Annotated in this window: 11 protein-coding genes; 4 read left to right on the forward strand and 7 right to left on the reverse strand. The window is 73.3% G+C overall.

The features are described from left to right. Window positions 1-83: 83 nt before the first annotated feature. From ABZ479_RS22925 to ABZ479_RS22935, 3 genes are all read left to right on the forward strand, one after another. Window positions 84-1,343 (forward strand): FUSC family protein, encoded by a 1,260-nt coding sequence (locus tag ABZ479_RS22925; RefSeq protein WP_500463322.1) that lies wholly within the window; start codon window positions 84-86, stop codon window positions 1,341-1,343. 20 nt (window positions 1,344-1,363) lie between these two features. Next, a complete protein-coding gene (gene dapB, locus ABZ479_RS22930; RefSeq protein ID WP_499603237.1) occupies window positions 1,364-2,170 on the forward strand; it encodes a 4-hydroxy-tetrahydrodipicolinate reductase in 807 nt (268 codons plus the stop codon). Between the two features lie 152 nt (window positions 2,171-2,322). Beyond that, window positions 2,323-3,444, forward strand: a complete 1,122-nt coding sequence (locus ABZ479_RS22935; protein ID WP_500463323.1) for a hypothetical protein — start codon at window positions 2,323-2,325, stop codon at window positions 3,442-3,444. Between the two features lie 81 nt (window positions 3,445-3,525). Here ABZ479_RS22935 and chvE read toward each other — a convergent pair whose 3' ends face one another. Together chvE and panD are read right to left on the reverse strand one after the other, a co-directional pair. After that, window positions 3,526-4,632 carry a multiple monosaccharide ABC transporter substrate-binding protein gene (chvE, locus tag ABZ479_RS22940; RefSeq protein ID WP_500463324.1) on the reverse strand — a complete coding sequence of 369 codons (1,107 nt, stop codon included), beginning with the start codon at window positions 4,630-4,632 and terminating at the stop codon, window positions 3,526-3,528. 272 nt (window positions 4,633-4,904) lie between these two features. Then, window positions 4,905-5,327: an aspartate 1-decarboxylase gene (panD, locus tag ABZ479_RS22945; protein ID WP_499603240.1), complete on the reverse strand. Its 423-nt coding sequence runs from the start codon at window positions 5,325-5,327 to the stop codon at window positions 4,905-4,907. A gap of 213 nt (window positions 5,328-5,540) precedes the next feature. Between panD and ABZ479_RS22950 the strand changes: the two genes are divergently transcribed. Next, complete coding sequence (locus ABZ479_RS22950) at window positions 5,541-7,346, forward strand: AMP-dependent synthetase/ligase (RefSeq protein WP_500463325.1); 1,806 nt, start codon at window positions 5,541-5,543, stop codon at window positions 7,344-7,346. Here the strand turns inward: ABZ479_RS22950 and ABZ479_RS22955 are convergent. The 5 genes from ABZ479_RS22955 to ABZ479_RS22975 all read right to left on the reverse strand — a co-directional run bounded on the left by ABZ479_RS22955 (window position 7,325) and on the right by ABZ479_RS22975 (window position 13,308). Further along, complete coding sequence (locus ABZ479_RS22955) at window positions 7,325-7,846, reverse strand: NUDIX hydrolase (RefSeq protein WP_500463326.1); 522 nt, start codon at window positions 7,844-7,846, stop codon at window positions 7,325-7,327. The genes ABZ479_RS22950 and ABZ479_RS22955 overlap by 22 nt on opposite strands. Window positions 7,847-7,863: 17 nt before the next feature. Then, complete coding sequence (locus tag ABZ479_RS22960; RefSeq protein WP_500463327.1) at window positions 7,864-9,066, reverse strand: globin domain-containing protein; 1,203 nt, start codon at window positions 9,064-9,066, stop codon at window positions 7,864-7,866. 87 nt (window positions 9,067-9,153) lie between these two features. Further along, entirely contained in the window at window positions 9,154-9,603 is a 450-nt protein-coding gene (locus ABZ479_RS22965; protein WP_500463328.1) for an RrF2 family transcriptional regulator, read from the reverse strand. 74 nt (window positions 9,604-9,677) lie between these two features. After that, the gene (locus tag ABZ479_RS22970; RefSeq protein ID WP_500463329.1) at window positions 9,678-10,271 is read right to left on the reverse strand and encodes a sarcosine oxidase subunit gamma; all 594 of its coding nucleotides are present in this window, start codon (window positions 10,269-10,271) and stop codon (window positions 9,678-9,680) included. Then, complete coding sequence (locus ABZ479_RS22975) at window positions 10,264-13,308, reverse strand: sarcosine oxidase subunit delta (protein ID WP_500463330.1); 3,045 nt, start codon at window positions 13,306-13,308, stop codon at window positions 10,264-10,266. The genes ABZ479_RS22970 and ABZ479_RS22975 overlap by 8 nt, the downstream gene beginning before the upstream one ends. Window positions 13,309-13,316: the final 8 nt, after the last annotated feature.

Raw genomic sequence — 13,316 nt, forward strand, 5'->3', positions numbered from 1 at the left:
TGTCGGGGCCGGGTATTCACGCGGTCGGCGCAACCCGCCCCGCTGACCGGTGCCGGAGTCCCGGGTCCGGGGAGACTGGCTGGGTGCCCGGCGTCCTCCCCGCCCCGCTCGCCGACCTCCTGCGGCGCAACAACGACCCGATCGTCGTGCAGACGGTGCGCTCCACCGTGGCCGCGGTCCTGTCGTACGCCGTGGCGGTCTGGCTGCTGCCCAACCCGGCGCCGCTGACGGCCCCGCTGACGGCTCTGCTCGTGGTGCAGGTGACGCTCTACACGACGGTGACCACGGGCGTCCGACGGGTGGTCAGTGTGGTGGCGGGCGTCCTCATCGCGGTGGGTTTCGCGGAGCTGATCGGGCTGACGGTGTGGAGCCTCGGGCTGATCATCCTGGCGTCGCTGGTGACCGGTCACTTCATCCGGGTGGACGAGTTCGTGGCCGAGGTGGCGATCAGCGCGATGCTCATCCTGGCCGTCCCCGCCCCCTCGGGCGAGGCGCTGGACCGGGTGCTGGAGACCCTGGTCGGGGCCGGCGTCGGGGTGCTGCTCAACGTCGTGGTGCCGCCCCCCGCCTTCGTGGAGCCGGCCGGCGACGCGGTGCGCGAGCTCGCCGAGCACATGCGGGCGCTGATGCTCCGGATGGGCCGGGAGGTACGCGCCGGCGCCACCGCCGGACAGGCCGTCTCCTGGCTGATGGACGCACGCCGGCTGGACAACGAGATCGCGCGGTTCGACGCCTCGCTGCGCAGGGCGGAGGAGGGGACCCGGCTCAACCCGCGGGTGAAGCCGGCGGAGGGCGCGATGACCCGGCTGCTGCTGCGCAGCGGGCTGGACACCCTGGAGGTGTCGACCGTCCTGCTGCGGACGCTGTGCCGCTCGCTGACGGAGCTGGACCGCGAGCGCGGCGGCAGGGAGCCGCTGTTCACCGGCGAGCTCGCCGCCGGCATCGACGAGTTGTTCGCCGACCTGGCCGACGCCGCCGACAGTTTCGGCCGGCTGATCGCGGCCCAGGTCACGGAGGGCGCCGACCATGCGGAAGCCCGGCTGGCGGACGCCCTGCGGCGCGGCCGGCAGGAACGGGACCGGATCGCGGTGCTGCTGCGGGCGGAGACGGAACGGCGCTGGGAGAGCTGGGACCTGTACGGGGCGCTGCTGGCCAACGTCGACCGGCTGCTGGACGAGCTGGACCTCGAGAAGCGCTCGCTGTGGCTGTCCGAGCAGCTGGTCGCCGCCGCGCCGCGGCCGCCGACGCTGACCCGCCGGATGCGCCGTCAGGCCCGCTCCGCCGCCGCCCGGCTGCGCCTGAGGTCCCCCGGGGGGACCGCTTCCGGACGGGACGGTCGGTGATCATGCCTCATGCTGGGGGGATGGACCTGCTGAACGTGTGTGTCGCCGGGGCGACCGGCTGGACCGGGGAGGCGGTCGCCCGCGCCGTCCTGGACTCCGCGGACCTGCGGCTGCGGACGGCGGTGGCCCGGTCCGCGGCCGGCGCGGACCTCGGGGCGGTGTGGGGCGGCCCCGAGCTCGGGGTCCCGGTCTTCAGCACGGTCGACGACGCGCTGGACGGCGTGGACGTGCTGATCGACTACACCTCGCACACCGCGGTCGGACGCCATGTGCGCACCGCCGTGGTCCGGGGGGTCGACGTGGTGGTCGGCTCGTCGGGCCTGTCCGGCGCCGACTACGAGGAGATCGCCGCGCTGGCCGAGGAGCACGGGGTCGGGGTGGTGGCCTCGGGGAACTTCTCGCTGACCGCGGCGCTGGCGCAGGCGGCCGCCAGGCTGGCGGCCCGTCACCTGCCGCACTGGGAGATCGTCGACTACGCCTCCGCGACCAAGCCCGACGCCCCCAGCGGCACCGCACGTGAGCTCGCCGAACAACTGGCCGCCGTACGCCGCCCCGAGTACGCCGTGGACCCGGAACACACGGCCGGGCACCCGGAGGCCCGCGGCGCGTCGATCGCGGGCACGCAGGTCCACTCGCTGCGGCTGCCGGGCTACACCCTCGCCGTGGAGGCGCAGTTCGGGCTGCCGGACGAGCGTCTGGTGATCCGGCACGAGGCCGGCAACTCCCCCGCCCCGTACGTCGCGGGGACCCTGCTCGCGGCTCGCGCGGCCGCGGCACGCCCCGGTCTGGTGCGCGGTCTCGACACCTTGTTGCTGGGCGGGGACTGACGTTCCGTACCTCGTGGCACTGCGTCACTTCCTTGGCCACGCTGTCGCCCGGACGCTCCGCTCGACGGGCGGCCGTTTACCGCGCGACGTACGACTGGATCGCAGGGGCGGCGGCGATCGCCGCCCGCCATGCGTCCGAAGGAAGGACACTCATGCGAACCAGTCTGATGCGCCGCACCGCTCTCGGCGTCGCGACCGGACTCCTTGCGACCGGCCTCCTGGCCGCCTCGACCGGCAGCGCCGTCGCCACGGCGGGCAGCGACGACGGCAGGAACGGCTCCCAGAGCAAGGGCAGCGACGACTACGGCGACGACGACAACGGATACGGCGACGACGGCGGGGACGACAACGGATACGGCGGGGGCAACGGGGACAACGGCTACGGCGACAACGGCCGCGGAGGCGGCGGGGGCGGCGGCGGAGGCGGCGGGGGCAATGGTGGCGGTGGTGGGGGCAACGGCGGCGGTGGCGGGGGCGGGGGCCGCAGCGACTGGAACGACGACGGCAGCGGCAACGGCGGCGGCGGCGGGAACGACAACGGCCGCGGCGGGGGCAACGGTGGCGGCGACAACGGCCGCGGCGGCGGGGGCGGGGGCGGCGACAACGGCCGCGGTGGCGGCGGAGGCGGCGGAGGCGGCGGAGGCGGTGGCGGCCGCAGCGACTGGAACGACAACGGCAGCTCCCGCGACAACGGCCGCGGCGGCGGCGGCAACGACAACGGCGATGACGACGACAACAACGGCCGAGGCGGCGGCCGCGACAACGGCAACGACAACGGCGGCAAGGGCGGCAACGGCGGCGGCAACAACGGCAACGGCGGCAAGGGGAACAACAACAACGACGACAACGGCGACAACGCGACCTACAAGGACAAGGACGACAACAACGGGAAGGGCAGCAGCAACGGGAAGGGCAACAACAAGGGGGGCAAGGGCAGCAAGGGCAAGAGCAACAAGGGCGGCAAGGGCGGCAAGGGCGGCAAGGGCGGCAAGGGCGGCAACGGCCACGACAAGGGACACGGCAAGAAGCACGGCAAGCACCACAAGAAGCAGTGCAACAAGCACGGCTACCGGTTCAACTTCAGCTACAAGTACAGCGTGAGCTACGGCTATGGCATGGGGTACGGCAGCGGTGTCCACGCCCTCGGTCTCGGCAAGGGCGACGGGAAGGGCGCGGGCTTCGTCCACGCCGACTTCGGCTACGGGTTCGGCGACAAGGCCGGCCGCGGATACGGAGGTCTGTACGACAACGGTCTGATGAACGTGCTCATCTGACGCGGGGCTGCCGCCGGGTACGACGAGGGCCGGGAGGAACGGTGTGTTCCTCCCGGCCCCGCGTACGTGCGGACCCCGGCCTCAGTCGAGGTCGGAGGCCTTGATGTAACCGCTGTCGACGAGCAGCTTCTTGTAGTTGGACTTGTCGACACCCACCGGAGGCAGCAGGTACGCCGGCACGACCTTGTTGCCGTTGTCGTTGTCCTTGTTGTTGTTCACCTCGGGCTTCTTGCCGCTGAGGATGTCCTGCGCCATCTTGACCGCGACGGCGGCGAGCTTGCGGGTGTCCTTGTAGACCGTCATCGACTGCTCGCCGGCGATGATCTCCTTGACCGAGTCGACCTCGGCGTCCTGCCCCGTGATCACCGGCATCGGCTTGGCGGTGCTGCCGTAGCCGTCCGCCTTCAGGGACTTGATGACACCGCGCGCGATGCCGTCGTTGGGGGCCAGGACGGCGTCGACGGTGGAACCGCCCTTGTAGTGGTCCCGGAGGCGGGTCGTCATCGTCTCGGTGGCGATGTCCGCCTCCCACTTGAAGATGGTGACCTGGCTCAGGCGGGTCTGGTCGCTCTTGACGACCAGCTGACCGTCCTTGATGAACTCGTCCAGCGTGTCCATCGCGCCGTTGAAGAAGCCCTGGACGTTGTTGTCGTTGGCGTCGCCGGCGAAGACCTCGAGGTTGTACGGGCCGGCGTTGCCGCCCTTCTTCAGCCCGAGCTTCTGGACGATGTAGTCGGCCTGGAGCTTCCCGACCTTGTAGTTGTCGAAGCTCGCGTAGTAGTCCACGTTGCTGGAGCCCAGCAGCAGGCGGTCGTAGGCGATGACCTTGACACCGGCACGGGCCGCCTTCTGGAGCGCGTCACCCAGCTCGAAACCGTCGACGGCGCCGATGATCAGGAGCTTGTCACCCCGGTCGATCATCTCCTCGACCTGCTCGACCTGCTTGTCGACGCTGTCCTCGGCGTACTGCTTGTCTGTCTTGTACCCCTGCTCCTTGAACAGCTTTTCCATGTTGTCGCCGTCGTTGATCCACCGCGTCTGCTTCGTGGTGGGGAGGGCGATGCCCACGGTGACCTCGCCGCCCTGGCCGCCCGAATCGTTGCCGCAGCCGGTGACCGCGGCAGTCAGGGAGAGCGTGAGGACCGCCAGGGTCACGGTGCGCAGTCTGGCAGCGCCGCCAGCGTGCATGGGACTCAGTTCCTTTCGGGCCGAACAAAGGTGTGCTCTCATCGCCCACCCCCGAGAGCGACAGTGTCCGGGCCCGTCACGGAAGTCCGTGGCAGCCCAGCGATCCGCCGGAGCCCGGTGAACTGCTGATGCGTCAGGCCCGAGGAGTGCTGTGGGAGGCCGACGGCAGCACGCCGCGCTCCCGGTCCCGACGGGGTCCGTGATCACCGAACCCCACCTGGACGGATACCTCGAATGGATCCGGACAATAGCACAGCCGATCGTACGGACGTTCAGCCGACCGGCACCGCGTTGGGGCTCGCCTGGGTGCCGCTTCCGGGGACCGGCTCGGAGGCGTCGTCGCCCAGCGCGACGATCCGGTTGTCCGCGTCCACGTGCACGACGCGCGGCCGCAGCTCACGGGCCTGCGCGTCCTCGAACTGCGCGTAGCTGATCAGGATCACGAGGTCGCCGGGGTGCACCAGGTGGGCGGCGGCGCCGTTGATGCCGATCACCCCGGAGCCGCGGCGGCCCTCGATGACGTAGGTCTCCAGCCGGGCGCCGTTGGTGATGTCGACGATGTGGACCAGTTCGCCGGGCAGTAGGTCGGCGGCGTCCATCAGGTCGGCGTCCACGGTGACGGACCCGACGTAGTGGAGGTCGGCCTCGGTCACGGTGGCACGGTGGATCTTGGACTTGAACATGGTGCGCAGCACGGCTCACACTCCCGATGCGAAGGGTCGCGTCCCGGTCGGGGTACGCGCCTGTTACGGCCATCGTAGTCGTCGCCGGGCGACGGCCCGGAGGCACCCGTTCGCGTCAGCCTCTGCCGTTTCCGCACCACCTCTAGGCAAGTGGCTCAATAGCCGGATATCTTCCCTGCCTGCCGTCTCGGTGCGGCGGGGCACCGGCTCGGGGAAGGGGGCGCCGTGCGCGAGTTCAGCCTTCCGCCCCGGGCGGAGCAGTTGCGGTCGGGGGGACTCGCCGACTCGGTGTACGAGACGGCCGACAAGCGCCCGGACACGGCCGTACTGGCCCGGCGGGACGGGCACGGGGGCGACCGCTGGCAGGAGGTCGGCGCCGCGGCCTTCCGGGACGAGGTGGCCGAACTGGCCCGCGGTCTGGTGGCGGAGGGGATCCGCTTCGGCGAGCCGGTGGCCGTGATGGCTCGCACCCGGTACGAGTGGACGCTGTTCTCCTACGCGCTGTGGTCGGTGGGCGCCCGGATCGTCCCGGTGTACCCGACCTCCTCGGCCGAGCAGGTGCGGTGGATCCTCGCCGACTCGGGGGCGGTGGCGATCGTCGTCGAGCACGAGGACCACGCCATGACGGTGGGCGCCGTGTGCGACACCCTGCCCGCGCTGCGCCGGATCTGGCAGCTCGACGCGGGGTGCGTCCCGTGGCTGGCGGCGCTCGGCCGGCAGGTGCACCCGGTGGTGGTGGAGCAGTTGCGCTGGGCGGTCGAGCCGCAGTCGGTGGCGGTGATCGCCTACACCTCGGGCACCACGGGACCGCCCAGGGGCTGCCTGATCACCCACGCCAACCTCGCCGCCGAGTGCGACACGCTGCTGGTCGGGTACGGCTCGATCTTCGCCCCGCCGGGGGTGCGGCCGTCGGTGCTGGCGTTCCTTCCCATGTCGCACATCTACGGGCTGATGGTGACCACCTGCGCGGTGCGCGGGGGCGTGCTGCTCGGCCACCAGCCCGACCTCGCGCCGGGGGAACTCCTCCCGGCCTTCCGTTCCTTCCGGCCGACGATCCTGCTCGCCGTCCCGTACGTGTACGAGAAGATCATCCAGGGCGCCCGGAACGCCGCCGCCCGGGGCGGCAAGGGCCATGTCTTCGACCGGGCCGCCGGCGTGGCGGTGCGCTGGGCGGAGGCCGTGGAGCGGCAAGCCCTGGGCTCGGGGCCGGGACCGGGGCCGTTGTTGCGGGCGGCGCACTCGGCGTTCGACCGGCTGGTCTACGCACGGATCCGGGAAGTGCTGGGCGGGCGGGTGAACTACACGGTCTCGGGCGGGTCGCCGCTCAGCAGGGAGCTGGCGCTGCTGTTCGCGGGTGCCGGGCTCACCATCTACGACGGCTACGGGCTCACCGAGACGACGGCCGCGGTGACCGCGCAGCCGCTGGGGAAGGTGCGCTTCGGCACGGTGGGCCGGCCGCTGCCGGGCAGCGCGGTGCGGATCGCGCCGGACGGCGAGGTGCTGGTCCGGGGGACGACGGTGTTCGCCGGCTACCACGCCGATCCGGTCGCGAACCGCGAGGTGTGGCGCCGCGGCGGCTGGATGGCGACCGGTGACACGGGCTCGCTCGACCCTGACGGGTACCTGACGATCACCGGCCGGAAGAAGGACATCATCATCACCAGCGGCGGCAAGAGCGTGGCGCCCCTGGTGCTGGAGGAGCGGCTGCGGTGGCATCCGCTGGTCTCGCAGTGCATCGTGATCGGCGACAACAGGCCCTTCGTCGCGGCGCTGATCACCCTGGACCGGGAGGCGGTCCAGCTGCGGACCGCCATGACCGGGCGGGACGTGGACGCCGAGGTCCGGCGCGCGGTGTCGATGGCCAACTCGGCGGTCTCCCGCGCCGAGTCGATCCGGGCCTTCCGTATCCTGCCGCACGAGTTCTCGGTGGAGAACGGGATGCTGACGCCCTCCCTGAAGCTCCGCAGGAACGCGATCGTCAGCGCGTACGCGGAGCAGATCGAGTCGATCTACGCCTCCCCGGCCTCCTGACCCGCTCCGCTCCGCCCGTCGCCGTCGAGCAGCCCGCGCAGGCGGTCCAGGAAGGTCCGCTGGGCGGAGAGGATCTTCTCGTGGGCGGCCGGGCCGAGCGGGAACCACGCGGCCCGGTCCACCTCGGGGAACTCCCTGACCCGGCCGGAACCCCGGGGCCACTCCATGGAGAAGGTCCCGGGCACCACGAGGCCGGTGTCGAGGTCGCCCTCCAGCGCCCAGACGGTCACGACCTTCCCGTTGGGCTGCCGGTTCTCGCCGAGCGGCAGCAGCTCGCCCGCGGGCACCGGCAGGCCCAGTTCCTCCAGGAACTCGCGCCGGGCGGCCGCCTCTGCGGTCTCGCCGGGCTCGTACTCGCCCTTGGGGATCGTCCACGCCCCGTCGTCCTTGGACGACCAGAACGGGCCGCCCATGTGGGCCAGCAGCACCTCGGGCGCATCGCCCGGCGTGCCGCGGAAGAGCAGGATCCCCGCGCTGCGCTTGACCGCCTTGTCCGCCATCCGACCAGTGTGGCCGGTCAGTCGCGGGCCAGCCACAGGTCGGGGCCGAAGACCTCGTAGTGCACGGCCGAGGCGGGCACACCGCGCTCGATGAGCTGGGTGCGCACGGCGCGCATGAAGGGCAGCGGGCCGCACAGGTAGGCCCGCAGGCCCTCGGGCAGTTCTACGCCGGAAAGGTCGACCCGGCCGGCACGGTCGCCGGGGCCGGCGCCGGTGCCCGGGTCCTCGTACCAGAAGTGGGCGCTGCCCGCGGGCAGCTTCTCGGCCAGGGCGCGGTGGTCGGCGGAGTGGGCGTGGTGCCCCGGCGAGCGGTCGCCGTGGACGACGGTCACGGGCGCCGCGTAGCCGTCGCCGGCGAGCCGGTGCAGCATCGCGAGCATCGGGGTGCAGCCGATGCCGGCCGAGGCGAGCAGCAGGGGTCCGCCGTCGTCGGCGAGGACGATGTCGCCGTAGGGGGCGGAGAGTTCGACGCGGGCGCCCTCGCCCACGTGGTCGTGGAGGTGGGCCGAGACCTCGCCGTCCGGGCTCCCGGCGAGACCGCGCTCGCGCTTGACGCTGATCTGGCGGGTGGTGTCGCCGGGTGCGCCGGAGAGGCTGTACTGCCGGATCTGCCGGGCGCCGTCGGGAAGTTCGACGCGCACCGAGACGTACTGGCCGGGGCCGAAGTCGGGCAGCGGCAGGCCGTCCGCGGGGCGGAGCCGGAAGGAGGCGACGTCCTCGGTCTCCCGCACCTTCTCGGCGACCTCCCAGGGGCGCCAGATGTCCCCGGTCAGGACGTCGCGCTCGGCGTACAGCCGCTGCTCGATGGCGATGAGGGCGTTGGCCATCAGCCAGTAGACCTCGTCCCAGGCGGCGGCGACCTCCTCGGTGACGGCGTCGCCCAGCACTTCGGCGATGGCGGCGAAGAGGTGCTTCTGGACGACGTGGTACTGACCGGGGCTGATGCCGAGCGAGGCGTGCTTGTTGGCGATCCGGGCGAGCATCGCGTCGGGGCGCTGCCCGGGCTGCTCGACCAGGACGGTGGCGAAGTGGGCGATGGCTCCGGCGAGGGCCTCGCGCTGGGTGCCGGCCGCCTGGTTGCCGCGGTTGAACAGGTCCCTCAGCAGCTCGGGGTGGGCGGCGAAGAGCCGGTCGTAGAAGAGCCCGCTGATCTCGGAGATCGCGCCGCCGACGGCGGGCAGGGTGGCGCGGACGGTCGCTGCGGACTTCTCGCTGAGCATGGAGGGCTCCCTAATTGGTATCTGTAATTCGCATTAAAAGGCGTGCGGAGGCCCGCCCGGGTGGGCGGTGGGTTCCCGACGGCAGGATCAGCCCCGCGGACCGGGCGGGCCGGAGCCGACCAGCCCCACCAGGACGGGTCCGGTGGGCGCGGCGGTCAGGTCGGCGACGGTCAGCGGGTCCAGGGAGGCGTAGAAGGCCTCCTGCGCCCGGCGCAGCGCGCCGCGGAGGCGGCAGGCGCCGGCGAGCGGACAGGGCGTCTCGCCCTCGCAGTCCACGACGTCGCCGACCCCTTCCAGCTCCCGCACGAGCCGGCCGACCGAGGCCGTCCGCCCCGCGGCGGTGAGCTCCAGGCCACCGCCGCGCCCGCGGCGGGTCTCGACGACCCCCAGGTGCTGCAGCCGGGCGACGACCTTGGCGAGGTGCGAGTACGGGACCCGCATCGCCTCGGCCACGTCCCGGGCGGTGGACGGCTCGTCCTTGACGGCGAGGGCCATCACCGCGCGGAGCGCGAGGTCGGTGGACTTCGTCAGGCGCATGCTTCGAGGCTAGATAATACGAATCAGGGATTCAAGTTAAGACGGGGTCCTGCGGTCCACGTCACACGTACACGTCACAGGTACTCCGTGGCGGCGTCCAGCAGCCAGTCGGCGAGGTAGCCGGCGAAGGAGGAGCGGACCAGCACCCAGAAGCCCGCCCGCTCCTCCGCCCTGGCCACCAGCACCACCTGGGTACGGGCCAGCGTGGTCTGCGCGCAACCGCCGGGGGTGAACACCCCTGGGTGCAGGTCGAGCGAGCAGCCGTGCGCCAGCAGGTCGCGGGCGCGGGGGCCGGAGACCAGCAGGGTCGTGCGCTGGGCGGAGACGTCGGTGACGGAGACGTGCGCCTCGCCCGCGGCCTTGCGCAGCCGGGCCTCCAGCTCCTCCTGGGCGCCGGGCGGCCCCACCACCAGCCACTGACCGGGACCGAGCCACAGCACCGCCAGGTCCCCGGCGCGGACGGACGTGCAGGGCTCCAGGGGCAACGGCGCGCCGAGGGCGGTCCCGGCGGCCTCGGCGGCCGGGCCCCGGGGGTCCAGGCGCAGGTCGACCTGGGCGAGGAAGGGCAGTTCGGCCAGGCGCAGTACCCCGCCGGAGCCGCGGGTCGCGGCGGCGAGGCGGCCGGCCGCGGCCGACAGCGGACTGAGGCGGGTGACGGTGTCAGCCATCGCGGCGGGCCCCCTCGGGGTCGTAGAGGACGGGGGAGACGACGGTCACGGGCACCAGACGGCCGCCGACGGGCGCGTACAGCCGCTGCCCCACCCGTTCCCGGCCGCCCCTGACCAGGGCGAGCGCGAAGGCGCGGCCGAGGGCGGCGCTGCGGTAGCTGGAGCTGACGTGGCCGAGCGCCCTGACGGGAGGCGCGGCCGGCGTGGGTCCGGCGACCAGGTGGGTGCCCTCGGGGAGCAGCAGACCCGGGTCCTCGGGCAGCAGGCCGACGAGGTGCTTGCGGTCGGGGCGGGCGGTGTCGGCGCGGGTGTGCGACCGTTTGCCGATGAAGTCGCGCTTCTTCTTCGACACGACCCAGCCCATGCCGAGGTCCTGCGGGGTGACCGTGCCGTCGGTGTCCTGGCCGACGATCGGGTAGCCCTTCTCGGCGCGCAGCACGTGCATGGTCTCGGTGCCGTACGGGGTGGCGCCGGCGGCCCGCACCGCCTCCCAGAGGGCCGCCGCCCGCCAGGGCAGGACGTTGATCTCGTACGCGAGCTCCCCGGAGAAGCTGATCCGGCACACCCGGGCCGGCAGCCCCGCCACCGTGGCGTCCCGCCAGGCCATGAAGGGGAACTCGGCCCGGCCCACGGCCAGTCCGGGGGCGAGCGCCCCCAGCACCTCGCGGGAGCGCGGGCCCACGAGGGCGACGGTGGCCCACTGCTCGGTCACCGAGGTGCAGTGGACGCGCAGTTCCGGCCACTCGGTCTGCAGCCACTCCTCCATCCAGTCCAGGACCGCCGCGGCGTTGCCCGTGGTCGTCGTGACGAGGAAGCGGTCCTCGGCGAGCCGGATGACGGTGCCGTCGTCGAAGACCATGCCGTCCTGTCGGCACATGACGCCGTAGCGGATCATGCCCGGGCGCAGGGTCGACATCAGGTTGGTGTAGAGCCGGTCCAGGAACTCCGCGGCGTCCGGGCCCTGCAGGTCGATCTTGCCGAGGGTCGAGGCGTCCATGACGGCCACGTCCTCGCGGGCGGCCCGGCACTCGCGCAGCACGGCGGCCGTCATGTCCTCGCCGGGTAGCGGGTAGTGGCGCGGGCGCTTCCACTGGCCGACGTCCTCGAAGACGGCGCCGGCGGCGACGTGGAGGCCGTGCAGCGCCGTCACCCGGACCGGGTCGTGGAGCGCGCCGCGGTCGCGGCCCGCGAGTGCGGCGAAGGACACCGGCGCGTACGGGGGGCGGTACGTCGTCGTGCCGAGCGCGGACACCTCCACGCCGAGCAGTCCCGCGACGACGCCCGAGGCCAGGACGCCGGAGGTCTTCCCCTGGTCGTTCGCGGTGCCCGCGGTGGTGTACCGCTTGGTGTGCTCCACCGAGCGCATCCCGGCCTGGGTGGCCCGCCGCAGGTCGGCCACGGTGACGTCGCGCTGCAGGTCGACGAAGCGCGGGCCGGGGGCCGTCACGGGGACGTCGAAGAGCGTGAGCGGCGCGCGCCCGGGGGCCCGGTCCGGCGGCGGGAGGACGACCCGGCCCGGTGCGAAGCCCTCGGCCGCGAGCGCCCGGCCGGCGGCCGCGACCCCCTCGGCGGGTGTGGCGGCGAACTCCACGGCCTGGTGGGTCGATCCGGGCACCGGGACGAAGGTGCCGCGGGCCTCGTCGTAGCGCACGGCGCCGCCCGCCTGGCCGAAGAGGTGGCCGACGGGGTTCCAGCCACCGGAGACCAGCAGCAGGTCGGCCTCGATCCGGCGGTCGCCGAGCAGCACGGCCGACAGCCGGTCCGTGCCCTCGGTGCCCGTGACGTACGCGCCGTCGCGCGCGTCGGCGACCGCCGCGATCTCCACGCCCGCGGCGGCCAGGTCGCGGACGACGGCCCCGGTGCCGTCGTTGGTCGTGAACACCACGGCGATGCGGCCGGGGACGACGCCGTACCGGCGGACGTAGGCGCGGGCGGCGCCGGCCAGCATGACGCCCGGGCGGTCGTTGTCGGGGAAGGCCAGGGAACGCTCGTGCGCGCCGGTGGCGAGGACGACCCGGCGGGCGCGGACGCGGTGCACGCGTTCGCGGGCGACGTGCGCGGGGGCGGCGGCGCCGAGGTGGTGGGTGCGGCGCTCCAGGGCGAGCACCTGGTTGTCGTCGTAGTGGCCGAAAACCGTCGTACGGCGCAGCACGCGGACCCCGGGTTCCGCGGCGAGGAGCGCCTCGGCCCCGGCGACCCAGTCCAGGTGGCGTCCGCTGCCCAGGAGGCTGCCGCCCGCTTCGGGCTGGTCGTCCACGACGATCACCCGGGCCCCGCTGCCGGCCGCCGTCGCGGCGGCGGCGAGCCCGGTGGGGCCGGCGCCGACGACGAGCAGGTCGCAGTGGTGGTGGACGGCGTCGTAGCGGGCCGGGTCGGGACCGTGGGCGAGCCTGCCCTGACCGGGCAGGCCTCTTGCGACGAGCCCGTCGTGGAGCTCGACGGTCGTCGCGGGCAGCATCGGTTCGGGGAAGGGCTCCTCGATCTGCACCACGGCGTTGGGCTCCTCCACCCCGGCGGAGAAGATGCCGCGCGGACGGCCCAGCCTGATGCCCGTGCCGGTGGCGATGACCCCGTTGGCGAGCAGCGCGGAGGCGAGGGTGTCCCCGCGGTAGCCGGTGTACGTGACGCCGTCGAAGGTGAACGCCAGGGGCGCGGCGCGGTCGACGCGCCCGCCTTCGGCGAGCCGGAAGGGCTGGCCGGGGTCGCGCGCGGGCCGCAGGGCGGGGGCCGGGGCGGTCCGCGCATAGGACACGGCCGGCGACGGCCGGGACCGGGAGGGGGAAGGGGCGGGCGCGCCGGTGACGAAGCGGTTGGTCGCCGTGTCGCGCACCGCGTCGAACCAGCGGCGGCAGCCCGCGGTGTGCATCCAGCGCTCGGCGAAGGGGCCCTTGGGGTTGTCGCGGAAGAAGAGGTGGCGGGCCCACTCCTCGTCCGTCAGGGCCGCCGGGTCCGGCGGGTAGGCCAGGTGCGCCTGACCGCCGTAGTGGAACTCGGCCTCGTCGCGGGGACCGCACCAGGGGCAGGGGATGAGCAGCATCGATCGGG

It is taken from the genome of Streptomyces sp. NPDC005722, assembly GCF_040630935.1.
GTDB lineage: Bacteria > Actinomycetota > Actinomycetes > Streptomycetales > Streptomycetaceae > Actinacidiphila.